Raw genomic sequence first — 21,494 nt, forward strand, 5'->3', positions numbered from 1 at the left:
GTGGACGCAGACCTCATGCCGATCGGGCAGTTCGCCCGCCTGAGCCGCCTGAGCATCAAACAACTCCGGCACTACGCCGAACTCGGCCTGCTCACCCCCGCCCACGTCGACCCCGACACCGGCTACCGCTACTACCACCCCGCCCAAGCCCGCCACGCCCTCACCATCGGCCTGCTGCGCTCCCTCGACGTCCCCCTGGCCACCGTCGCCGACGTCCTGGCCGGAGCCACCGCCGCACTCGACCACGTACGCCACGACCTCGAAGCCGAACTCGACCGCCGCCGCCGCACCCTCGCCTCCCTCGAACGCCTCATCACCGACGGCCTGCCCGGCGCCCCCGTCCACCTCACCACCGAACCCACCCGCACCGTCCTGCTCACCCGCGAACACGCCACCGGCCCCGCCGACATCCCCCGCGCCACCTCCACCGCCATCGCGCGCCTGCTGGCCGCCGCCCCCGGCCAGCGACCGCCCGAGCTCACCGCCCTGTTCCCCATCGACCTCGACGACCACATCGACATCACCGCCACCCTCGCCCTCACCCCCGGCCAGCCCCCACCACCCACCCCCGGACTCGAACGCGCCCTCCTGCCCGGCGGCACCTTCGCCAGCGCCACCCACACCGGCCCCTACGACCAGATCTCCCTCACCGCCCACGCCGTCCTGGCCTGGTGCGCCGAACGCGGACACCCCCTGACCGGCCCCATCCGCGAGGTCTACGTCTCCGACCCCGCCACCACCCCGCCCGACCGCCTCCTGACCCACCTCATGATCCCCATCGACCCCGAGGACCACCCATGACCCCCACCCGCACCACCCACGGCCCCGTCACCTGCCTCAACGTCACCGGCATCGGCGCACCCGGCGGCCCCGAACACGCCGGCGCCATCCACGCCCTGCACACCCTCGCCACCACCCTCACCACCGGCCACGGCCCCCTCGAAGGCCAATGGTGGGTCGAAGACGACCGGCCCCCGCTCACCGTCCCCCGCGACCAGTGGCGCTGGCACCTGCTCATCGCCCTGCACGCCGTACCACAACCGGGACAGCTCGAACGCGCCCGCGAAGCCGCCCGCCCCTCAGGCGCCCCCGTCGACCGCGTACGGCTGGCCACCCACACCGAAGGCGACTGCGTCGAACTCCTCCACGAAGGCCCCTACAGCGACGAACCCCGCACCCTCGACCGCATCAACGCCTACATGCGCGAACACCACCTGCACCCCAACGGCCTCCACCACGAGATCTACCTGACCCCGCACGACGACCCCCACCCGCGCACCCTCCTGCGCCAGCCCGTCCGCCCAGCCTGAACCCCAACCCGAAAGCCCGGCCCAGAGCCCTGAAGGCGTGAAGATCTGAAGACCCAAGAGCGCAAGGGCGGAGGGCCGAGGGCCGGAAGCATCGGAAAGGCCGGGAAGCTCAGGCCGCCCGCAACGCCGCCTCCGTCACCGCCCGCGCCACCCCCGGACCACGCACCACCGCCACCCCATCCGACAACTGATCCACACACCCCACCACCGGCAACGCCGCCACCTGCGGATCCGACACCGCCGCGAGCAACGCCCCCGCGAACCGCTCCCCGCCGATCACCAGGAACGGCCGGTCGTGAAACCCCCGCACCCGCGCATCCAACGGCTCGGCCAAAGCCATCCGGTTCTGCACCGCCGCCACCCGGCTGTAGGCCCGCGCCAGCCCCGCCTCCCGCTCCCGCCACGAACGCGCCCCCACCGCCACCGCCAGCGCCTCACCCAGCTCCGCCGACCCCGGCACCCGCGCCAACGCGCTCCCCAGCCACTTCGCATACGGCGGGTAGCGCCGCCGCAGCAACAACGCCAGCCGCATCACCTCACGCACCAGCCCGGCCCCCACCACCGCCGAACCCAGCTCGTCCCCCACCTCACCGCACCGCCCGGGAAACGGCTCCTCCTGCGCGATCCGCATCCACTGACACGCCAGCACATACCGCCACACATCCCGCGGATACCAGCTCAACGCCTCCCGCGCCGCCTCCAGCTCCCCCAGCCCATCGTGGAAGACCTCCCCACCGGTCACCTCCGCCAGGCGCTGCCACGGCACCGACAACCAGTCCATCACCGACACCCCGCCGCGCGGATCGAACCCCAGCACCTCCTCCAGCCAGGCGCCCAGCTCACACACCCGCACCCCCGGCCCCGACCGGCCCCGGTACCCGAACACCGTCGGATACCCGCCGAAACGCTCCGGCAGCCCCGCCGCCACCGCGGCCCGCACCGCCGCCACATCCCCGCCCTCGACGAACACCAGCACCCTCGGCCCCCAGTCATGGTCGGCCGAACGCTCGGTGTCGAACGCCAGCACCTCAGAACCAGGGCCGATCAGCGCGGCACTGTGCGGAACGGCCCCGACCAGCGGAGCCACGACCTCGCCGTAGAAGGCGCGGGACAACTCAAGACCAGGTACGAAATCGGACATCATTCGTCAACTCTGCCTGACCCGCCCCCAAAGCTCACCCCAATATTTCAGCCCGGCACGTGGAGGGCCCGCCCGGCCTCCACCAGGGCCCGCCCGGCCGTCAGCGTCGCCACCCAGTCCTCGAACGCCGCCACCTCATCGGCGCCCACCGCCACCGAGAACACCACCGACGCCCCATAGGCCACCTCACGCACGGCATACCGCGAAGCACGCAGATCGTTCTCGGCCCGGCCCGCCTGGTCGTGCGCCACCGCGACCCGCATCAGCCGGGCCGGCACCATCCGCACCGGCTCGGCCCGGTCGAGCGTCTCGGTCACCGCGGAGCCGTAGGCCCGCACCAGGCCGCCCGCCCCGAGCAGCACCCCGCCGAAGTAGCGCGTCACCACCGCCACCACATCGCTGAAACCCCGCCCGACCAGCGCCTGCACCATCGGCGTGCCCGCCGTGCCGCCCGGCTCGCCGTCGTCGTCGCCCTTCTGCACGCTCTGCCCGATCACGTAGGCGGAGCAGTTGTGCGTGGCCGAGGGGTGCAGCCGCCGCCGCTCGGCGACGAACGCCTGCGCCTGCCCGGCACTCGCCGCGGGAGCGATCGCGCAGATGAAGCGTGAGCGCCGTACCTCGTTCTCGTGCTCGATGAGGGTGGTGAGGGTGAGGTACGGCTGAGCCATTCTCCCAGCCTATCGCCTTTACAAAGTAGATCAACTGCTGGGACCCCGCCGCACGGCGGGCATCGCACGGGTCCTGCCGGAGGAGCCGGCGGGCGCGCTCTCAGGGCCAAGGCCGGGGTCGCTCCCGATGCCGCGCCACCCCCGCGACGAGCATCTTGGTCGCCATGCTCACCTTCCTGCGCCGCACGGCGGGAGTCCTGGCCGCGCTGCTGGCCTCGATCCTGGCCGTCGCGGCCGCCGCCTGCGCCTTCCTGGCCCTGGCCGCCGTCACCGCGTCCCCGCCCCTGTTGTACGCGGGCGCCGTCACGGCCTGCCTGCTCACCGCCTTCCTGCTGGGCCGCCTCGCCGTACGCCTGCCGACCCGCGGGGCGGCCGCCGGGTTCGCCCTGGCCGTCACCGCGTTGTCGGCGGCCGGGGCTTGGGCGCTCGTCCTGCGGCCCTGGCCGGTGCCGCCGGCCGCCGCCGATCCGGCGCACGTGCGCTACTGGGACCTGCCCACCGGCTCCCGCATCGCCTACGCCCACCGCCGGGGCGGGGCACGGCCGTACCCGGTGATCTTCCTGCACGGCGGGCCGGGAACGGCCGGCGAAGGCCTGCCCGAAGGCGCCGCGGACCTGGCCGCCGACGGCTTCGACGTCTACGCCTACGACCAGCTCGGCGCGGGACGCTCCAGCCGCCTGGCCGACGTGACCGGCTACACCGTCGCCCGCCAGGTCGCCGACCTGGAGGCGATCAGGGGCCTGCTCGGCGCGCCGAAGCTGATCCTCGTCGGCCGTTCCTGGGGCGCCACGCTGAGCGCCGCCTACCTGGCCGCCCACCCGGGCCGGGTGGCCAAGGCCGTGTTCGTCTCCCCGGGCGCGTTGTGGGCGCCGGCCGCGGGGGAGGTCGGCGAGCCGTGGAAGCGCCTGACCCCCGAGCAATCGCGCCGCCGCGACGACCTGCTCGGCGACCCGCGCATGATCGCCCTGTCCCTGCTGCTGGACAACGCCCCGGCCGCCGCGCACGCCCTGGTCCCCGACCGCGAGGCCGACGCCCGGATGCGCGAACTGCTGCTGACCGGCAAGGACGCCACCACCTGCCCCGGCGCCCCGCCCGCCCCCGTGCACGGCAACGCGCCCGGCTTCTACGCCAACCAGTTCACCGTCGCCGACACCCTGCGCGTGCCCGACCCCCGGCCCCGCCTGCGCCAGGTCCGCGTGCCCGCCCTGATCCTGCGCGGCACCTGCGACTACGTCCGCCCGCACATCGCCGCCGCCTACCGCGACACCCTGCCCGCCGCCCGCCTGGTCGAGGTCGCCGGCGCCGGGCACGGCATCTCCCACGACCAGCCCGCCGCCTACCTACGCCTGCTGCGCGGCTTCCTCACCCCGTGAGGCGCGTGGCCAGCACGGCCACGCTCGTGTAGCGCATGGTGAACGTGCCGCCCAGCGCGTCGACCGCGGCGCCTGCGCCCTCCAGCAGGTCGGCCACCAGCTCCGGCGCCAGGCGGGTGAACATGCCGGAGGTGGGCAGCTGGTCCAGCCACTGCTCGCGCGTGCACGGCGTCTGCCAGTCCTGACGCCACCGCTCGGGCTCGCCGAAACCGCCCGCCTCGGCGATGCCCTCCACGGCCGTGGCCATCATCGGCGCGTACGGCTCGGCCCGCGTGGCCCAGGCCCGCGGGTCGAACGGCGAGTCGGGCACGAGCCGCGCGTGCAGGTCGGCCAGCGCCTGCGACAGCTCGGCCGGCGGCTGGGCGACGTTCCAGAACACGGCCAGCACGCCTCCCGGCCGCAGCACCGAGGCGGCCTTGGCGGCGCCGGCGACGGGGTCGATCCAGTGCCAGGCCTGGGCGGCGGCGACCGCGTCGAACACCCGCCCGCCGGCCTGCCACTCCTCGAACGTGGCCACTTCGGCCTCCACGCCGAGCCGCCGCGCCGTGGCGGCCATGCGGGCGTCCGGCTCGACGCCCAGCACCCGGCGCCCGGCCGCCTGGAACTGGCGGGCGGCGATCCCGGTGCCGCAGCCGACGTCCAGGACGGCAGGGCCGGCGGCGGCGACGCGCTCGATCAGGGCCTCGGGGTAGCGGGGGCGGGCGCGGTCGTAGCGCTCGGCGTCGTTGCCGAAGGACTCGGCGATCTCGCGATGCTCATGGGGCTCCCGCCCCGGCGTTATAGTGGGCATACGCCCACACTAGTGGGCGCTCGCCCACTCAAACAAGGTCGTTCGCCCGCAGCGTGGCCGAGCGGCCCCGCCTCGGGAGGAGACCCGCGATGCCCACCGGAGTGGCCCTGCGCGACGCGCGCGAGCAGCTGTTCGAGGCCGCCGAGCGCATCCTGCTGCGCACCGGCCCGCACGGGCTGACCAGCCGCGCCGTCACCACCGAGGCCGGCTGCGCCAAGGGCGTCCTGCACCGCCACTTCGCCGACTTCGACGACTTCCTGGCCGCCCTCGTCCGCGACCGCATCGCCCGCCTCGACGCCCAGGCCGCCGCCCTGCGCGCCAAAGCGGGCACCGCGACCGTCGCCGGCAACCTCGCCGCCGCGCTCGGCGAACTGTTCGACGCGGTCGCCGTCGCCATCGTCGGTCTCGTCACCTTCCGCGACGACCTGCGCGCCCGCCTGCGCCAAAGCACGCCGAACGGGCTGCCGCTGCTCACCGAGGCGAGCGCCATGCTCGCCGCCTACCTCGCCGCCGAACGCGACCTGGGCCGCCTCGCCGCCGGCGCCGACCCCGGCACGCTCGCGCCCACCCTCATCGGCGCCGGCCACCTGCTCTACGCCGACCGCACCGGCCCCCCGCCCACGGACGAGGCCGTGCGCGCCATGGTGGCCTCCGTCCTGAGCGGCGTCACCGCCGGGTGACCCGCGCCCTCAGGCCACGCCGTCAGGTCATGCCCTGGGTGGCGTCCTCGGCGCGGGCCTCTGGGGCGCGCCGCTCGGGCGGGCCGTAACCGCCGCCGCCGCCCGACTCGCAGCGCAACACCTCACCGGCCGCCACCGGCAGGGCGTTGACCTTCAGCATGGCGCGCTCGCCCGCCGTATCCGGATTGAGGACCACGCGCGGGGGCGCGCCCGCGCCGCCGCCCGCCAGGCCCCACGCCGGCGTGACCGAGCGCTCGAACCACAGCGACAGCGAGGTGTCGCCCAGGAACTCGTACTCGCGCACCACGCCGTTGCCGCCCCGCCACTGCCCCGCGCCCCCGGTGCCGGGCCGTATCGCGTAGCGGGTGACCCGCACCGGGAACAACGTCTCCAGGACCTCGATCGGCATGTCCCGCAGCGACCCGTTGACGTTGTTGATCAGCGCCGACTCGCCGTCGCCGCCCTCCCAGGCGCCCCAGCCGCCGACGGTCGCCTCCTGCGAGACGTACATCGCGCCGGTGCGCGGATCGGTGCCGGTGAACTGCACGATGAGCGAGTCGCCGTAGGAGGCGGCCGCGGCCCGCTCCGGCAGCACCGGCGCCAGCGCCTTGACCACCAGGTCGATGAGCAGGCCCAGGTGGGAGTAGTAGTACTGGCAGGCGGCCGGGGAGCGGGCGGCCAGCATGCTGCCCGGCCGCGTCACCACCTCCAGCGGGCGGAACGAGCCGCCGTTCAGCGGCACCTCGCCGCTGACCAGCAGCTTGTAGGCCACTCGCACCGCCGCCACCGCCTGGGCCGCGCCGCAGTTGACCGGGCCGGTGGCCTGGTCGGCGCAGTCGGTCAGGTCGACCGCGATCCGCTCGCCATCGACCGTCACGGTGACGTTGACCGGCAGCGGACGCTCCAGCGTGATGCCGTCGTTGTCCAGGTGGCCGCCGGCGGTGTAGACGCCGTCGGGAAGGGCCGCGATCGCCTGCCGTTCCAGCCGCTCGGTCTGGGCGAAGATCTCATCGCGCGCGGCCATCACCGTCTCCACCCCCCAGCGCGCCACGATCTCCGACAGCCGCCGCTGACCGGTCATCGCGCAGGCGACCTGGGCGCGCATGTCGCCGAGTGTCGCGTGCGGGAAGCGTACGTTGCGGGCGATGACCTCGTGCAGGTCGCGGCACGGCCGCCCGCCCTCGTAGATCTTCACCGGGCCCAGCCGCAGTCCCTCCTGGAAGATCGAGGTGGAGTCCATGGAGCCGCCGGGGTCCTTCGAGCCCACATCCAGCCAGTGCGCCCGCGAGGCGGCGAACCCGGCCAGCTCGCCACCGGCGAAGATCGGCCCGTAGACGGTGACGTCGTTGAGGTGGGTACCGCCGATGTAGGAGTCGTTGAGCACCCACACGTCGCCCTCGCGCCACACCTGCCGTCCGTGCAGGCGTTCGGTCTCGCGCGTGCACACCTCCAGGTTGCCCAGGAAGATCGGCAGCCCGGACGACTGGCCGAGCACCTGGTGCTCACGGTCCAGCAGCGCGACCGCGCAGTCCTTCGCCTCGTAGATGACGGGGGTGTAGGAGGAGCGGATGAGGGTGGTGTTCATGTCCTCCGCCGCCTGAAGCAGGGCGCAGCGGATGATTTCCGTGGTGACGGGGTCGATCACAGAGAATTCACCTTGATCAGGAGGAAGCCGTTGACGTCGACGGTGACCCGGCAGCCGGGCGGGATGACCGTGGTCGCGGTCTCCTCGACCACGATCGCCGGCCCCGCCAGCTCGCCGTCCAGGTCGGCGCGGCGCAGCACCGGCGTGCGGCGCGCCGCGCCGTTGAAGATCACATCTCGTACGGCCGGCGCCTGCGCCCGCCCGGCCGCCCGGGGCGCGGCCGTGCTCTTGGGGAAGGTGCCGAACCCGGTGCTGCGCAGCATGACCAGCTCGACCGCGGCCTCGGGCGTGGCGTGGCCGTAACGCCCGGTGTGGGCCTCGGCGTAGCGCGCGGCCAGCGCGGCGAGGAACCCGGGCCCGGCCGGCTCGGCGGCCTCGCGCAGGGGGATGGTCAGCGTGTAGTCCTGGCCCTCGTAGCGCATGTCGACCGCGTGCTCGACCCGGCGCCGGTCCTCGGGCACGCCCTGCCCGGCCAGCTCCCGCAAAGCCTGGCCTTCCAGCTCCCGCAGCCGCGCCGCCATCTCGCCGCCGTCCACCCCGGCCTGGGGCCGGAAGAACGGGTGGGTGAGGTCGCGGCGCACGTCGGCCTCCAGCATCCCCCACGCCGAGAACGCGCCGGGAAAGCGCGGCACGACAACGTCGGTGATGCCCAGTTCCCGGGCGATGAACGCCGCGTGCATGGCCCCGGCCCCGCCGAAGGCCACCAGCGTGAACTCCCTCGGCTCCACGCCGTGCTCGACCGTCAGCGTGCGGATCGCCTGGGCCATCTTGGCGTTGGCCACCTCGCACACGCCTTCGGCCAGCCGCAGCGGGTCCATGCCCAGCTCACCCGCCAGGGACGCGATCGCCTTCTCCGCCGCGCCGGTGTCGAGGGTCATCAGGCCGCCGGCGAACCAGGCCGGATCGACCCGGCCGAGCACCAGGTTGGCGTCGGTGACGGTGGCCCGGGTGCCGCCGCGGCCGTAACAGGCGGGGCCGGGTACGGCTCCCGCCGACTCCGGGCCCACCCGCAGCGCCCCCGCCTCGGCGTAGGCCAGCGAACCGCCGCCCGCGCCGATGGTGTGCAGGTTCACGATCGGCATCAGCACCGGGTAGCCCTCGATGCGGGCCTCGGCGCTGACGTCGGGCCGCCCGCCCACGACCAGGGAGACGTCGAAGGAGGTGCCGCCCATGTCCACGCAGATCGCGTTCCCGCCGCCCAGCAGCCGCGACGCCGCCACTCCGCCCATCGTGCCGCCGACCGGGCCCGACAGCAGCGTCTGCAGCGGGCGGCGCATCGCGTACCCGGCGTTGACCAGGCCGCCGGAGGACTGCATGACGTGCACCGGCACGCCCAGCCCGCGCCCGGCGAAACGGTCCTGGATGCCGGCCAGGTAGCGGCGCACGACCGGGCCGGTGTAGGCCTCCAGCACGGCGCTGGAGGTGCGCTCGTACTCGCGCCACTCGCGCGCCACCTCGTGGCTGAGCACGACCAGCACGTCAGGGCCGAGTTCCTCGCGCAGGATCTGGCCCGCCCGGATCTCGTGGGCGGGGTTGGCGTAGGAGAACAGCAGGCTCACCGCGACCGCGTCGAAGCCCTCCTCGCGGGCCCGGCGGGCCGCGCGCCGTACCGCGGGCTCGTCCAGGGGGGTCAGCTCCTCGCCGCGCCAGTCCAGCCGGCCCGCGGCCTCCATGACATCGGCGCGCGGCACCAGCGGGACGGGCTTGCGGTAGCGCAGGTCGAACATGCGCTCGCGGTTGCCGCGGGCTATCTGGTACACGTCACGGGCGCCGCCGGAGGTCAGCAGCAGCACGCGGGCGCCCTTGCGCTCCAGCAGCGCGTTGAGCCCCTGCGTGGTGCCGTGGACGAAGAAGGAGATGCGCGCGGGATCGGCAACGACGCGGCCGAGGGCGTTGAACACGCCCTCGGCCAGGTCGCCGGGGGTGGAGGGGGCCTTGGCCGCCACGACGGCACCACTGCGCTCGTCGTAGCAGACAACGTCGGTGAAGGTGCCGCCGATGTCCATCGCGACTCGATACGTCATGCCCCGCACCGTATGCGGAGTCCGGCCCGCTCCGCTGTGCGGGGTGCACAGCGCAGGGCCGGATTCCGGGCGTCATGCCCGGAGCTGGGTGAAGAACTCCCGCACGTCGGTGACGTAGGCCTGCGGCTGCTCCAGCGCGGCGAACGTGCCGCCCCGCTCGTGCTCGATCCACGCCACGACGTTGTTGTCGCGCTCGGCGAAGCGGCGGATCGGGCGCAGGATGTCGCGCGGGAAGACCGAGATCGCCGTCGGCACCGTGGCGGGCTTCAGCTCCCACTCCACCGTGGTGTCCTGCTCGGTGTCGGGCGTCTCGACGAACGAGCGGGCCGCCGAGCCCGCCGTGTTGGTCAGCCAGTAGATCATGGTCGTGGTCAGCAGCCGGTCGCGGTCGACACCGCCGTCGCTCCACTCGTGGTAGACGCTGGCGAACCAGGCCAGCAGCGCCACGGGGGAGTCGGCCATGCCGTAGGCGAAGGCCTGCGGGCGGGTGGACTGGATGAGCTTGTAGCCGTACTGCTCGTGCGGGTAGGCCTCGCGGAAGGCCATGCGCTCGGTCTCGGTCGCGGTGAGGTCCTCCATCTCGCCGGGCAGGCCGAGCGGGAAGCAGATCAGGCCGTTGCCGTGCATGCCGGCGACCCGCTCGGGCGCCAGCACGCCGATCTCGCGCGAGATCCACGTGCCCCAGTCGCCGCCCTGCACGCCGAAGCGCTCATAGCCCAGGCGGGACATCAGCTCCAGCCAGGCTCCGGCGATGCGGGTGGCGCCCCAGCCCATCTCCCGGGTCGGGCCGGACAGGCCGTATCCCGGCAGCGACGGGATGACCAGGTGGAACTCGCGCGCCAGCGGCGCGATGACGTCCAGGTACTCCACCGGCGAGCTGGGCCAGCCGTGGGTGATGAGCAGGGGCAGCGCGTCGGGGCGCGGGCAGCGCACGTGCAGGAAGTGCACGTTCTGGCCGTCGATCTCGGTGGTGAACTGCGGGTGGGCGTTGATCTCGGCCTCGGCCGCGCGCCAGTCGTAGCCGCCGCGCCAGTACGCGACGAGGTCCTTCAGCTCGGCCAGCGGGACTCCGAGGCGCCAGCCCTGGCCGGGCACCTCGTCGGGCCAGCGCACCTGGTCGAGCCGCGTGCGCAGATCGTCCAGGTCGGCGGCGGGGACGGCGAGGGTGAAGGGCTGGATGAGGGTCAAGGCGTACTCCTCCAAAGTTTCGGTACGCTGTACCGTACACCATACGGTTCGGAAGGCGCAACAAGACACTGTCCGGCCATCGCCTGCTTCAGCGGGGGTACTCCACCTTCGCGTCGTCGCCGGTGACGATCAGGCCCGAGTTCGCGCCGCCGACCGCCACCGCACGCTCCCCCGACGCCGTCACCGACGGCGCCGGCACCATGGCCGCGATCTCACCCGCGAGCCCCGGCTCGGCCTCCAGCGCCCGGCGGATCGCCAGCCGCAGCGCCGCCACGTAATCGGCGTCGCCCGGATGCGCCGCCAGCTCCTCGATCGCCTCCCGCCCCGCCGCCCCGGCCTCGGCGCCGCCGAACAGCCGCCGCAGGATCCTCGTACCCAGACCCACCGTGGACTGCGCCGCCGCCTCCTGCGTCTTGGCCAGCACCGCCCCGCCGTACGCGCTGACCGCCGCACTCACGTACGGCATCACGTCATGCGCGAGCACCGCCACGTCCATCCCGACCCCTTCCGCCCTCAGAAACCACCGCGCCCTCAGGAACCACTGCCCGCCGCCACCAGCTCCGCGATCTCCACCCGCGACGACACCCCCAGCTTCGCCAGGATGTGCTCCACGTGCGCGTCCGCCGTCCGCTTCGAGATCACCAGCCGCTCGGCGATCTCCCGGTTCGTCAGCCCCTCCTCCACCAGCCCCGCCACCTCACGCTCACGCGGCGACAACAGCTCCATCGCCGCCCGCCGCGGCGCCTGCACCGGGATCGCGTCCACATCCAGGTCCGCCAGCTCCACCGCGTCCCCCGGCGACAATCCCGACCCCTGCCGGAAGATCGCCGCATACCGCTCAGCACCCAGGCTCTTCGACACCAGCGCGATCGCCCGGTCGTGATGGCGCAGCAGCAACGGCGCACCCGCCAGCGGCGCGGCGAACTGCTGCCACACCCGATCGGCCGCCCCCAGCAGCCAGCCCGCCCGCACCATCCGCTCCTGATCGGCCGCCTGCCACGCCAGCAGCTCCAGGCAGTCGGCCACCGCCAGATGATCACCCAGCGCGTACTTCATCCGCACGGCCAGCCGCGCCTCCCGCACCGACCCCGCCAGATCACCCAGCGTCCAGCGCGCCAGCGCCCGCAGGAACAACACATACCCCTGCAACCAGCACTCCCCCGACCCCTCACCCAGCAGCTCCAGCACCTCGCCGGTCACCACCAGCGCCGTCTTCCCATCGCCCGACAGCGCGTGCAACGCCCCCTTCTCCATCAGCGCGATCGCCAGCCCCGTACGGTCCCCCAGCGCCGTCAACCGCGCACACGCGTCGTCGAACAGCGGAAACCCCTCATCCGGCCGCCCGCTCAGCAGCCGGTGCACCGCCAGATGCTGGATCGCCAGCGCCCGCAGCCGCTCATCGTCCAGCTCCTTCGCGATCGCCAGCGACTCCTCGATCCACGGCAACGCCACCCGCTGCGCCCCCTGCTGCAACGCGAAGAACCCCAGATGCCCCAGCCCCTCGGCCCGCTCGGGAACCCACGCCGGCACCCGGTCGAGCGCCCGCTCCAGCCACACCCGCCCCTCGGCCAGCCGCGCCCCGCACAACCAGTACGGCCACAGCGACACCGCGAACCGCAACGCCGCCCGCTCCCCGCCCGCCTGACCCAGCGCGAACTCCAGCGCCGCCCGCACGTTCGCACGCTCCTGGTCCAGCTCGTGATACAGCGCCAGCTGATCCCCGGTGAACGCCCGCCGCGAGAACCGCTCGGCCAGCGACCGGAAATAGTCCAGATGCCGCCGCCGCACCTTCTCCTGCTGCCCCATCAGCGCCAGCTGCTCGGCCCCGAACTCCCGCAACGTGTCCAGCAGCCGGTAACGGTCCTGGCGCCCCTCCATCCGCAGCAGCACCGACTTGTCCACCAGCCCGACCAGATGCTCGATGATCCGCCCCACCGGCAACTGCTCGTCCTGGCACACCGCCTCGGCCGCCGCCAGGTCGAACGACCCCGCGAACACCGACAGCCGCGCCCACAGCAGCCGCTCGTCGCCATCGCACAGATCATGGCTCCACGTGATCGTCGTGCGCAGCGTCTGATGCCGCGGCAACGCGCTGCGCCGCGCCGTCAGCAGGCTGAACCGATCCTCCAGCCGCGCCAGCAACCCCTCCAGCGGGATCGCCCGCAACCGCACCGTCGCCAGCTCGATCGCCAGCGGAATCCCGTCCAGCCGCCGGCACAGGGCCGCCACCGACGCGTGATTGTCCTCGTTCACCGTGAACCCCGGCACCACCGCCGCCGCCCGCTGCGCGAACAACGCCACCGCGTCCTGGCCCGAGCCCAGATCGAGCACCGGCAGCGGCGGGATCGACAAGGTGTGCTCACCGGCCACGTCCAGCGGCTGACGCGTCGTGGCCAGGATCGTCACCGCCGGCGCCTCCCGCAGCAGCACCTCCGCCAGCATCGCGCACGCCTCGACCAGATGCTCACACGTGTCCAGCACCAGCAGCACCTGCCGCCCCGCCAGGCAGTCCACCAGATGATCCAGCGCCGGCCGCGCGTCCTGCTCCGGCAGCCCCAGCGCCGCCGCCACCGTGTGCGCCAGCAGCCCCGCGTCCACCAGCGCCGACAGCTCCACCAGGCACACCCCGTCGGCGAAACGCTCACGCGCCTCATGGGCGCCCTGTAACGCGATCCGCGTCTTGCCCACGCCACCCGGGCCCACCAGCGTCACCAGCCGGGCCTCGCCCAGCAGCCTGGCCACCATCGCCAGCTCACCCGTCCGGCCGACGAACCCGGTCACCTGCACGGGAAGGCCCCCGCGCCGCAAGTCCATCGCCGGTGCCATCGACCCCTCCCGGATCCGCCTCGATTGCCTCAGCGTACGCGCCGGATGACAATTCGTAAGGGGGTATACCTAGAAGATCCAGCCCCGATTTTAGGTATGCGGATAGGTACGCCCGCCCGAGGCGCCACGCCCCCCGCATCCAGAACACTCAGAGCGTGAGTGCGGGCGACGCCCTCGTCGGGCGTGATCAACACCGGAACAAGATCCTCCACCTGCTCGGCCGCGAACGGCTGGTGACCATCACCGGAGCCGGGGGCGTCGGCAAGAGCGCACTGGCCCGCGCGGTGGCCGCCGGCTTCGACCCGGCCGCCCGCCTGATCGACCTCGACCCCTCCAACGTCCACGAGACGATCCTCAGCGGCGAGCGCCTGCCCTGGGACGGCGGCGAACCGCCCCGCCTGCTCGTCCTGGACACCTGCGACCACGTCGTCGACCGCTGCGTCGCCCTCGTCGAACGCCTGCTGCGCGCCCTGCCCGACCTGCGCGTCCTGGTCACCGGCCGCGAGGTGCTGAGCATCCCCGGCGAGCACGTCACCGTCGCCGGCCCCCTGTCGGCGCCCGACGCCGCCACCCTCTTCCACCTACGCTCCGGCGGCCTGCGCGCCGACCCCGCCGTCCTGGCCCGCCTCGAAGGCCTGCCTCTGGCCATCGAGATCGCCGCCGAGCACCTGCTGGAGTCCGGCAAGCTCGCCGAGATGCTCGACAACGGCGCCTTCCACAGCCTGCCCGCCGGCCCCGCGCACCCGGCCCGGCACGCCAGCATGCGCGCGGCCGCCGCCTGGAGCCATCGCCAGTGCCAGCCGCTCGACGCCCAGGCCTGGCAGCGCCTGGCCGCCTTCGACACCGCGTTCGGCCTGGAGGAGGCCGAGCGCGCCCTGACCGGCCACCGCGCCGCCGACGCCGCAGACGCCGCCGAGGCCGTGGCCCGGCTGGTGGAGCGCTCCATCGTGCTCGTCGACTCGGCCGCGGTGGACGGGCGCTGGTACCGCATGCCGTTCCACCTCCGCGCCTTTACAATGTAGATCACCGGCTGACGTGCACGGCCAGATGCAGGGCCAGGCGCGTCGCCGGGTCCTCCAGGTCGTAGCCCGCCACCCGCACCCGCTCCAGCCGGGTCGTCACCGTGTTGCGGTGCACCCCCAGCCGCTCGGCCGCCCGCAGCGCCCCGCCCCCGTCCAGCACCGCGGCCAGCGTCGCCAGCAGGCTCCCGTCCTTGTCCGCCGCCCGCAACGGCCCCAGCACCACCTCGGCGGGCGCCCGCAGCACCCCCGCGGGCAGCGCCGCCAGCAGCTCCGCGGGACCCATCCGGTCCGCGCGCGCCACCGCCCCGGCCCGCGCGGTGAACGCCGCGGCCTCGGCCCCCAGCAGCGACTCCCCCACCGCGCCGAACCGCTCCACCTGCCGCCCCGCCCCCGCCGCGACCGCCCGCGGCAGCAGCCGCGCACACTCCCCCAGCCGTACGGCCAGCGCCCCCGGCTCCAGCTCCGCCCAACCGGCCCACCCCTCACCCCGCCGCATCACCGGCACCGCCCCCAACGCCCCCACCAGCAGCTCCCTGACCAGCGTGTGCTCCGCCGGCTCCGCCTGCCACCCCACCGGCCTGACCACGAACCCGCTCACCGGCCCCCGCACCGCCCACCCCAGCGCCGCCGCCCGGCCCAGCGCCTCCCGCACATCCCCCGCCGCCCCGGGAACCTCGTCCGCGACCGCACCGCCCGCAGATTCCCCCCCGGGCAGGCCGTCCAGCAGAGCCTCCGGCATCGCCAGCAACCGCTCGGCCAGCGCCTCCTGCACCGCGAACTCCCGCCCGGCCACCAGCCGCTCCCCCGCCGCCCACGCACTCAGCGCCGCCACCGCCAGACCCAGCACGGTCCGCACCACCGACGGCCAGCCCGGCGAACGCACCGCCCCGGAGGCCACCAGCCGCCCCAGCCCGTCGGGCAGATCCATGTCCACCAGCACCCGCTCCCCGCCGGCGCCCGAACCCGGGCCGCCGTCGGTGAGCCCGGCCGCCCGGCCCGCCAGGCGCGTGCCGTACCGATCGAGAAAGGCGACGGACGTGCCCGGCAGCTCCGCGTTCAGCACCCCCAGCACCCGCCGCGCCGAGGCCCCCGCCTCGGCGATCCTCGTGGCGCAGCGCGCCACGAGCTGCGTGCGCGCCGCCTCGGGACGCGAGGCCGCGGAAGCCACCTCCACCGCCGTCACCAGCGGATCTCCGTCCACGAAGATCAGCGTCACGCCCAGCCGCTCCGCCAGCACCTCCCCCGACCCCGAGCTCAGCGCGCTGGAGGGCGCGATCACACACGCCGCCGCCTGCTCCCACGCCCGCCGCATCGCCATCTCCACCGCCCACCCGCCCGAGGCCGCCGCCCCGATCAGGACGACCGCGGTGTGCGGCACCACATCGGCGAACACGCCCAGCTCGTCCACGATCCGCACCTGATGCACCGGGTTGGCGCCGCTGCCGTACATGTGCGCCCCCGCCAGCGGCCCCGCGTCCACCAGCTCGGCCACCGTCACCGGCGACTCCCACCCCCGCGCCCTCACAACGGCACCCCGAACGCCCGCACCCCGCCCAGCTCCCGCCCCCGCTCGGTATGCCACACCGGAGCCGCCCGCACCACCATGACCTCGACCTCCATACCCGGCGCCGCCTTGTCCACGTCGACCACCAGCTGATCCACCGCCGACACCAGGCAGATCAGGTCAGGCGCCATCGCCACCGGCGCGCCGTCGGCCAGCGCCAGCACGATCTCGTTGTGCGCCTCCAGCCGCACCAGCCGCCGCAACCCGCCCGTCTCCTCCACCACGATGCTCGACGGCAGCGACGGCAGCTCCAGGTCCGCGCCGTGCCCGCTGCTCCCCTCCACCGCGGCGATCACGCCGCGGCACAGGGTCTTCATCCCGTACGGCGCCGCCACCGCCCGATCCGCCCCCGGCGCCCCCGCCTCCAGCAGCCGCCCCACGGTCCCCGGCACCATCGCCCCCGCCAGCTCCCGCGCGCTCATCGGATAGCACGCGCCCACCGCCCACCCGCCCATCGCCAGCACCAAAGGACGCACCACCGCCTCCACCCGGTCAGGCGCAGTCTCCAGCACCACCAGCTCCCCGCCGCCCCCCGCCAGCGCCAGCGGCGTCGCGCTCACCCCGCCCAGCGTGTACGTGGTCTGCTCCACCAGCGGAAACACCCGCCCCGTCCCGTCGCCGTCCACCAGCGGCACCCCCAGCAGCGCCGCGGCCACCAGCGGCAGCAGCGCGTTCTCCGCGGCCAGGTTCAGCGCCACCACCGCGCCCACCGCCGCGCCCAGCCGCCGCTCCAGGGCCCGCACCGCCCGCACCGGCTCATCGCCCGCGGGCAGCTGCTCCCCCAGCGCCGTCGTCGAGCCCACCAGCGAGACCGCCACGCACACGGTCTCCCCCGCCAGCGCCCCGGCCGCCACGACCGGCACACCCGTCCCGATCACCGACCCCGCCCAGTCCAGCATCAGCCGGTACGACGGCTCCGCGGCCCCCGTCGCGAACAACCGCGACCCGGCCGCGAACCGCGCCAGCTGCCCGGGCCCGATCACGGCGTCGCTCCCCCGGCCGAGGCCCGCACCCGGTAGAGCCCGTGCGGCAGGTACGACAGCGGGTTGACCGTCAGCGTCGCGATCGCCGCCGACCCGGGCGCAGCCCCCGCGCTCACCACCCGGGTCAGCGCCTCGTCGCGCGCGTCGCGCAGAACCCGGTCGAGCTCCGCCCGCCCCCGCGCCTGCACGATCCGCTCCACCTCGGCCACCGGCTGCCCCAGCGCCGCCCCGAACGCCCGCGCCGCCCCTTCCTCTCCCTCGCCCCCGAGAACGGCCAGGCCGCGCGCCAGGCTCGCCGTCGCCCCGAACCGGCAGATCAGCGGATAGCGGCGGAAGTAGTGCGCCGACACCAGCCCGTACCCGGTCCTGGCGAAGTACAGCGGCAGCCCGTCCAGCGCCTGCCCCACCTCGCGCGCCACCCGCACGGCCGCCGGTCCCAGGGCGGCGTTGAGCATCGCGTCCTCCTCGCGCTCGCGCAGCCCCGCCCGGCCGAACTCATACGACAGGGTGATCCGCGCCCCCGGCACCTCGGCCGCCACGATCTCCGCCACCGCCAGCTCGTGGTCGGCCAGCACGGGCGAGCCGGTCGCCGTCACCGCGAAGTCGCTCAGCCCGCACGAGGCGGCGAAGCGCCGTACCGCCTCGACGTCCAGCGGCGCCAGCGGGCGGCCGGTCAGGCTGTGCCCGCCCCGCACGATCGTCGCCGCCCCGCCGGGGTGGGCCGGGTGCGGCGCGAGCACCTCGGGGCACGGCCCGCCCACCCGGATCGCCGCCACCGGCGCGAGCTCGGCCTCCTCCAGGTCCAGCGCCACGCACACGGCCCGCGCGCCGAGCCCGCCGGCCAGCTTCGCCAGGCCGCCGAACGGCGGCCCGGCCGCGGCAGGAAGCTGCCGGGAGAACACCAGAGCGCCGTCGCGCACGGCCGCGACCGTGGTCGCGGGCCGCCCGGGTGCGACGCCGACGATCACTCCAGCTCGCGGCCTTCGGTCTCCGGCAGCGGTACGGCCAGCAGCGCCGTGACCACCATGAACGCGTTGATGATCAGGATGGTCGTGGTGAACCCGGTCGCCCCGGCCAGCAGCGCCCCCACGGCCGACGGCGCCGCGGTGGTGGCGACCAGCTGGGCGGCGGTCGCCCACGAGTAGCCGGTCCCGCGCAGCGCGGTCGGGTAGAACTCGCCGTTCCAGGTGTTCCACACGCCCCAGGCGCCCAGGCTGAAGAACGACAGCACGAAGTTGCCCGCGTACAGCTCCCACGTGCTGCCGGCCAGCGCGAACCACAGCCCGCCCAGCACGGCGGCCACGACGTACACCAGGAAGACTTTCTTGCGGCCGAACCGGCCGGTCAGCAGCGAGGCGCTCACGTATCCGGGGATCATCATGAGCGCGCTCAGCGCCGCGAAGCCGAGCGAGGCGTCGAGGGTGAGGCCGCGTTCCTGCAGCAGGGTGGGCAGCCACGTCTGCAGGCCCCAGTAGCCCCAGTTGAAGGCGAAGTTCAGCAGCAGCATGACGATCGTGATCTTCGCCAGTTTGCCGCGGAACAGGTCGAGGGGGTTGCCGGGGCGGCGCGCCGCGACCGTGAACTCGGCGTCGGCGTCGGGGCTGGACAGCAGGCGCAGCACCGCGCGTGCCTCGTCCTGGCGGCCGCGGGCTGCCAGCCAGTACGGCGACTCCGGGACCCAGGCGCGGATCGCGAACGCCCACAGCCCGGCCACCGCGCTGGCGATGACGACCACGTGCCAGCCCATGGCGCCGAACGCGAGGGAGGCGCCGATGGCGGCCAGGATGCCGATGGGCCAGCCGATCGACAGGTAGACGGCGGCGCGGCCGCGGTGGCGGGTGGGCAGCAGTTCCAGGAAGTAGGGGAAGGTGATGGTGTAGACGCCGGCCAGCGCCAGGCCGGAGGCCACCCGCAGCGTGACGAGCGTGGGCAGGTTCGGCGCGAAGGCCGAGGCGAAGGCGATGACGCCGTAGGCCAGCAGCGACCAGAACGCGGTGGGCCTGCGGCCGACGCGGTCGGCGACCGGCCCCCAGATGAGCACGCCGGGGATCATGCCGAACGCCACCGCCGACAGCACGATGCCGATGCCCGCCTCGTCGATGCCGAAGGCGCCGCCCAGATCGCCCGCGACGTAGATCAGCGCGAGCTGCTCCCACGACTCGATGACGAACGCGACGAACAGCGCCAGCGCGATCAGCACGTGCCGGCGGGTGAACGGCATCCGGTCGAACGCCGCCCCGATGGGGAGCGTTCGCGCGGAGGTAGCGGTCATGGATGCTCCTCGGAAGGGGGCGCGACGTTGGCCGCACCCTAGGCACGCCCCCTGTCCGCGTCGGTGTGCACGCCGCACGTCAGGTACGGCCGGCGGTGTGCACCCTGCCCTGGAGCCCTAGCATACCCGCAGGTCAGAGCGTGTTCTCGTGCACGTGCACGATGCGCCACTCACCGCCCTCGCGGCGCAGCACCGAGGTGGTGCGCACGATCTGCGGGGCGCCGCTCTCGTAGGCGACGCGCAGCACGTAGCGGGCCAGCGCGCTCTCGCCCCACACGTCGACGACCTCGTCGGAGGCGGTGAGCGTGACCCGGCCCTCGTCGGGGCGGGCGTCGCGGACCTTGTTGAGCTGTTCGCGGGTGGTGATCAGGCCGGGGTGGTCGGAGTCGAAGATCGTGGCCTGCGGGTGCAGACGGCGGTCGATGCCGTCCCGGTCGCCTCGGGTGTAGGCGTCGTACATGCCGGTGATGACCGCCCAGACGGCGTCGCGTGCCACGATGCAGCTCCTTGGTTGAGTTTTGCGTGCTTTGTCACGTTAGAGCACGCGGAAGCACCGCGCCGACGCCTTTACAATGTAGATTTCTAAGGCTGCCGCGTGGCGGCGGCCTCGTCCAGCCGGTCGACCACGGACCAGGCGATGTCGCCGAACGCCGCCAGCTGCCGCGGGGTCAGCAGGTCGATGAAGTGCCGGCGCACCGAGGCCACGTGGCCGGGGGCGGCCTCCTCGATGGTCCGCAGGCCCTCCTCGGTCAGGACGATGACCGCCCCGCGCGCGTCGGAGGGGTGCTCCCGCCGGGAGATCAGGCCGCGCTGCTGCATGCGGGTCAGCTGGTGCGACAGCCGGCTCTTCGACCACTTCAGGTGCGCGGCCAGCTCGGTCAGCCGGACGCTGGCCCCGGGCGCGCCCGACAGGTTGGACAGCACGTCGTAGTCGGCCTCCGACAGGCCGGACTCGTGCGCCAGATCCCGCGCGACCTCCCGGTTGAGCAGCAGGAACATCCGCCGGTAGCCGAGCCACGCCCGTGCCTCCGCCTCGTCGAGCCATCGCGCGTCCTCTGTCATGCCCCCAGTGTAGTTGACATGTCACCATCTCCCCGCCTACGGTTGTTGTCATGTCAACCTTCGGCCTGAACATCTCCACCTCGGCCGCACCGGGCGCCGACCCCGTCGCCGAGGCCCGCCGCGCCGAGGAACTCGGCTTCGACTACGTCTCCTCCGCCGACCACCCCTGCACCACCTACGACAGCTTCGAGACCTGGACCATGCTGTCCTGGATCGCCGCCGCCACCACGCGGATCAAGGTCGCCACCCGGGTGCTCGGCGTGCCGTACCGCAACGTCGCCATGGTCGCCAAGATGGCCGAGACCTTCGACCGCCTGTCCGGCGGCCGCCTCATCCTCGGCCTCGGCGGCGGCTACTCCGACGAGGAGTTCCGCGCGTACGGCATGCGCGTGCCCACCGCCCGCGAGAAGGTCGACGGGCTGGCCGAGGCCGTCCAGATCATCCGCGGCCTGTGGAGCGAGCCAAGCTTCACCTTCGAGGGCCGCTACCACCGCACCGAGGCCGCCCGCCTCGAACCCAAGCCGGCGCGGCGCATCCCCATCTGGCTCGGCACCTTCGGCCCCCGCGCGCTGGCCGTCACCGGCCGCCTGGCCGACGGCTGGATCCCCTCCTACGGCTTCGCCGGCCCCGAGGAGGTCACCGCGATGCGCGCGCGCCTGCTGGCCGCCGCGCACGAGGCGGGACGCGCCCCCGAGGAGATCACCTGCGCCTACAACCTCGCCGTCCGCGTCGAGGACAGGCCCACCGCCGAGCCGGGCACGCTGGCCGGCTCACCGGCGTACCTCATCGACGCCCTGCGGGGCTTCCAGCGCATCGGCTTCACCTCCTTCACCCTCATGCCCTCCGGCGACGACCGCGACGAGCAGGTCGAACGCCTGGCCCGCGAGGTCGTCCCCGCCCTGCGCGAACCCGCTCTTCTTGGCACGCCGTTGGCCCGGCGCTGAAC

The 21,494-nt window shown here is 74.0% G+C and carries 20 protein-coding genes; 6 read left to right on the top strand and 14 right to left on the bottom strand.

The genetic code is table 11. From position 1 onward, the window contains the following. Positions 1-801 carry a MerR family transcriptional regulator gene (locus ACIBI5_RS35250; protein ID WP_397253099.1) on the top strand — a complete coding sequence of 267 codons (801 nt, stop codon included), beginning with the start codon at positions 1-3 and terminating at the stop codon, positions 799-801. Beyond that, the gene (locus ACIBI5_RS35255; RefSeq protein ID WP_397253101.1) at positions 798-1,310 is read left to right on the top strand and encodes a hypothetical protein; all 513 of its coding nucleotides are present in this window, start codon (positions 798-800) and stop codon (positions 1,308-1,310) included. Before ACIBI5_RS35250 ends, ACIBI5_RS35255 begins: the two co-directional genes overlap by 4 nt. Before the next feature lie 109 nt (positions 1,311-1,419). Here the strand turns inward: ACIBI5_RS35255 and ACIBI5_RS35260 are convergent, their stop codons facing one another. Both ACIBI5_RS35260 and ACIBI5_RS35265 read right to left on the bottom strand, forming a co-directional pair. Beyond that, a complete protein-coding gene (locus tag ACIBI5_RS35260; protein WP_397253103.1) occupies positions 1,420-2,454 on the bottom strand; it encodes a DUF4037 domain-containing protein in 1,035 nt (344 codons plus the stop codon). Positions 2,455-2,498: 44 nt separating this feature from the next. Beyond that, positions 2,499-3,119: an IMPACT family protein gene (locus tag ACIBI5_RS35265; RefSeq protein ID WP_397253105.1), complete on the bottom strand. Its 621-nt coding sequence runs from the start codon at positions 3,117-3,119 to the stop codon at positions 2,499-2,501. Positions 3,120-3,283: 164 nt separating this feature from the next. On the opposite strand from ACIBI5_RS35265, the gene ACIBI5_RS35270 reads away from it, so the two are divergent. Continuing rightward, positions 3,284-4,492 (top strand): alpha/beta hydrolase, encoded by a 1,209-nt coding sequence (locus ACIBI5_RS35270; protein WP_397253107.1) that lies wholly within the window; start codon positions 3,284-3,286, stop codon positions 4,490-4,492. On the opposite strand, the gene ACIBI5_RS35275 is transcribed toward ACIBI5_RS35270, so the two are convergent. Continuing rightward, entirely contained in the window at positions 4,482-5,282 is an 801-nt protein-coding gene (locus ACIBI5_RS35275; protein WP_397253109.1) for a class I SAM-dependent methyltransferase, read from the bottom strand. The genes ACIBI5_RS35270 and ACIBI5_RS35275 overlap by 11 nt on opposite strands. A gap of 89 nt (positions 5,283-5,371) precedes the next feature. Between ACIBI5_RS35275 and ACIBI5_RS35280 the strand changes: the two genes are divergently transcribed. After that, entirely contained in the window at positions 5,372-5,962 is a 591-nt protein-coding gene (locus tag ACIBI5_RS35280; protein ID WP_397253111.1) for a TetR/AcrR family transcriptional regulator, read from the top strand. 22 nt (positions 5,963-5,984) lie between these two features. On the opposite strand, the gene ACIBI5_RS35285 is transcribed toward ACIBI5_RS35280, so the two are convergent. From ACIBI5_RS35285 to ACIBI5_RS35305, 5 genes are all read right to left on the bottom strand, one after another. Then, on the bottom strand, positions 5,985-7,607 hold the full coding sequence (locus ACIBI5_RS35285; protein WP_397253113.1) for a hydantoinase B/oxoprolinase family protein: 1,623 nt from the start codon (positions 7,605-7,607) through the stop codon (positions 5,985-5,987). Then, positions 7,604-9,631 carry a hydantoinase/oxoprolinase family protein gene (locus tag ACIBI5_RS35290; RefSeq protein WP_397253115.1) on the bottom strand — a complete coding sequence of 676 codons (2,028 nt, stop codon included), beginning with the start codon at positions 9,629-9,631 and terminating at the stop codon, positions 7,604-7,606. Before ACIBI5_RS35290 ends, ACIBI5_RS35285 begins: the two co-directional genes overlap by 4 nt. 72 nt (positions 9,632-9,703) lie before the next feature. Next, the gene (locus ACIBI5_RS35295) at positions 9,704-10,819 is read right to left on the bottom strand and encodes an epoxide hydrolase family protein (RefSeq protein WP_397253117.1); all 1,116 of its coding nucleotides are present in this window, start codon (positions 10,817-10,819) and stop codon (positions 9,704-9,706) included. 88 nt (positions 10,820-10,907) lie between these two features. Then, positions 10,908-11,315 carry a hypothetical protein gene (locus ACIBI5_RS35300; protein ID WP_397253119.1) on the bottom strand — a complete coding sequence of 136 codons (408 nt, stop codon included), beginning with the start codon at positions 11,313-11,315 and terminating at the stop codon, positions 10,908-10,910. A gap of 35 nt (positions 11,316-11,350) precedes the next feature. Then, the gene (locus ACIBI5_RS35305) at positions 11,351-13,645 is read right to left on the bottom strand and encodes an ATP-binding protein (protein ID WP_397253121.1); all 2,295 of its coding nucleotides are present in this window, start codon (positions 13,643-13,645) and stop codon (positions 11,351-11,353) included. A gap of 155 nt (positions 13,646-13,800) precedes the next feature. Between ACIBI5_RS35305 and ACIBI5_RS35310 the strand changes: the two genes are divergently transcribed. After that, positions 13,801-14,667, top strand: coding sequence for a hypothetical protein (locus ACIBI5_RS35310; RefSeq protein ID WP_397253123.1), 867 nt, complete (start codon positions 13,801-13,803; stop codon positions 14,665-14,667). 1 nt (position 14,668) lies between these two features. Here the strand turns inward: ACIBI5_RS35310 and ACIBI5_RS35315 are convergent, their stop codons facing one another. The 6 genes from ACIBI5_RS35315 to ACIBI5_RS35340 all read right to left on the bottom strand — a co-directional run bounded on the left by ACIBI5_RS35315 (position 14,669) and on the right by ACIBI5_RS35340 (position 20,548). Beyond that, positions 14,669-16,192, bottom strand: coding sequence for a PucR family transcriptional regulator (locus ACIBI5_RS35315; RefSeq protein ID WP_397253125.1), 1,524 nt, complete (start codon positions 16,190-16,192; stop codon positions 14,669-14,671). Beyond that, complete coding sequence (locus ACIBI5_RS35320; protein ID WP_397253127.1) at positions 16,189-17,214, bottom strand: DUF917 domain-containing protein; 1,026 nt, start codon at positions 17,212-17,214, stop codon at positions 16,189-16,191. The genes ACIBI5_RS35315 and ACIBI5_RS35320 overlap by 4 nt, the downstream gene beginning before the upstream one ends. After that, on the bottom strand, positions 17,211-18,182 hold the full coding sequence (locus tag ACIBI5_RS35325) for a hypothetical protein (protein WP_397253129.1): 972 nt from the start codon (positions 18,180-18,182) through the stop codon (positions 17,211-17,213). The genes ACIBI5_RS35320 and ACIBI5_RS35325 overlap by 4 nt, the downstream gene beginning before the upstream one ends. Further along, positions 18,179-19,486, bottom strand: coding sequence for an MFS transporter (locus tag ACIBI5_RS35330; protein WP_397253131.1), 1,308 nt, complete (start codon positions 19,484-19,486; stop codon positions 18,179-18,181). The genes ACIBI5_RS35325 and ACIBI5_RS35330 overlap by 4 nt, the downstream gene beginning before the upstream one ends. A 133-nt stretch (positions 19,487-19,619) precedes the next feature. Further along, positions 19,620-19,982: a nuclear transport factor 2 family protein gene (locus ACIBI5_RS35335; RefSeq protein ID WP_397253132.1), complete on the bottom strand. Its 363-nt coding sequence runs from the start codon at positions 19,980-19,982 to the stop codon at positions 19,620-19,622. An 86-nt stretch (positions 19,983-20,068) separates the two neighbouring features. Further along, the gene (locus tag ACIBI5_RS35340) at positions 20,069-20,548 is read right to left on the bottom strand and encodes a MarR family winged helix-turn-helix transcriptional regulator (RefSeq protein ID WP_397253134.1); all 480 of its coding nucleotides are present in this window, start codon (positions 20,546-20,548) and stop codon (positions 20,069-20,071) included. Between the two features lie 50 nt (positions 20,549-20,598). Here ACIBI5_RS35340 and ACIBI5_RS35345 point away from each other — a divergent pair, with 50 nt between their 5' ends. Then, positions 20,599-21,492, top strand: a complete 894-nt coding sequence (locus tag ACIBI5_RS35345; protein WP_397253136.1) for an LLM class flavin-dependent oxidoreductase — start codon at positions 20,599-20,601, stop codon at positions 21,490-21,492. Positions 21,493-21,494 lie beyond the last annotated feature (2 nt).

This window comes from Nonomuraea sp. NPDC050540 (assembly GCF_044457485.1).
Lineage (GTDB): Bacteria > Actinomycetota > Actinomycetes > Streptosporangiales > Streptosporangiaceae > Nonomuraea.

What these genes read in the sequence shown, in the direction of transcription:
- ACIBI5_RS35255 (WP_397253101.1), top strand. Translation starts at nt 798, where the DNA reads ATGACCCCCACCCGCACCACCCACGGCCCCGTCACCTGCCTCAACGTC.
- ACIBI5_RS35260 (WP_397253103.1), bottom strand. Translation starts at nt 2,454, where the DNA reads ATGATGTCCGATTTCGTACCTGGTCTTGAGTTGTCCCGCGCCTTCTAC.
- ACIBI5_RS35265 (WP_397253105.1), bottom strand. Translation starts at nt 3,119, where the DNA reads ATGGCTCAGCCGTACCTCACCCTCACCACCCTCATCGAGCACGAGAAC.
- ACIBI5_RS35270 (WP_397253107.1), top strand. Translation starts at nt 3,284, where the DNA reads ATGCTCACCTTCCTGCGCCGCACGGCGGGAGTCCTGGCCGCGCTGCTG.
- ACIBI5_RS35275 (WP_397253109.1), bottom strand. Translation starts at nt 5,282, where the DNA reads ATGCCCACTATAACGCCGGGGCGGGAGCCCCATGAGCATCGCGAGATC.
- ACIBI5_RS35280 (WP_397253111.1), top strand. Translation starts at nt 5,372, where the DNA reads ATGCCCACCGGAGTGGCCCTGCGCGACGCGCGCGAGCAGCTGTTCGAG.
- ACIBI5_RS35290 (WP_397253115.1), bottom strand. Translation starts at nt 9,631, where the DNA reads ATGACGTATCGAGTCGCGATGGACATCGGCGGCACCTTCACCGACGTT.
- ACIBI5_RS35300 (WP_397253119.1), bottom strand. Translation starts at nt 11,315, where the DNA reads ATGGACGTGGCGGTGCTCGCGCATGACGTGATGCCGTACGTGAGTGCG.
- ACIBI5_RS35305 (WP_397253121.1), bottom strand. Translation starts at nt 13,645, where the DNA reads ATGGCACCGGCGATGGACTTGCGGCGCGGGGGCCTTCCCGTGCAGGTG.
- ACIBI5_RS35330 (WP_397253131.1), bottom strand. Translation starts at nt 19,486, where the DNA reads ATGACCGCTACCTCCGCGCGAACGCTCCCCATCGGGGCGGCGTTCGAC.
- ACIBI5_RS35340 (WP_397253134.1), bottom strand. Translation starts at nt 20,548, where the DNA reads ATGACAGAGGACGCGCGATGGCTCGACGAGGCGGAGGCACGGGCGTGG.
- ACIBI5_RS35345 (WP_397253136.1), top strand. Translation starts at nt 20,599, where the DNA reads ATGTCAACCTTCGGCCTGAACATCTCCACCTCGGCCGCACCGGGCGCC.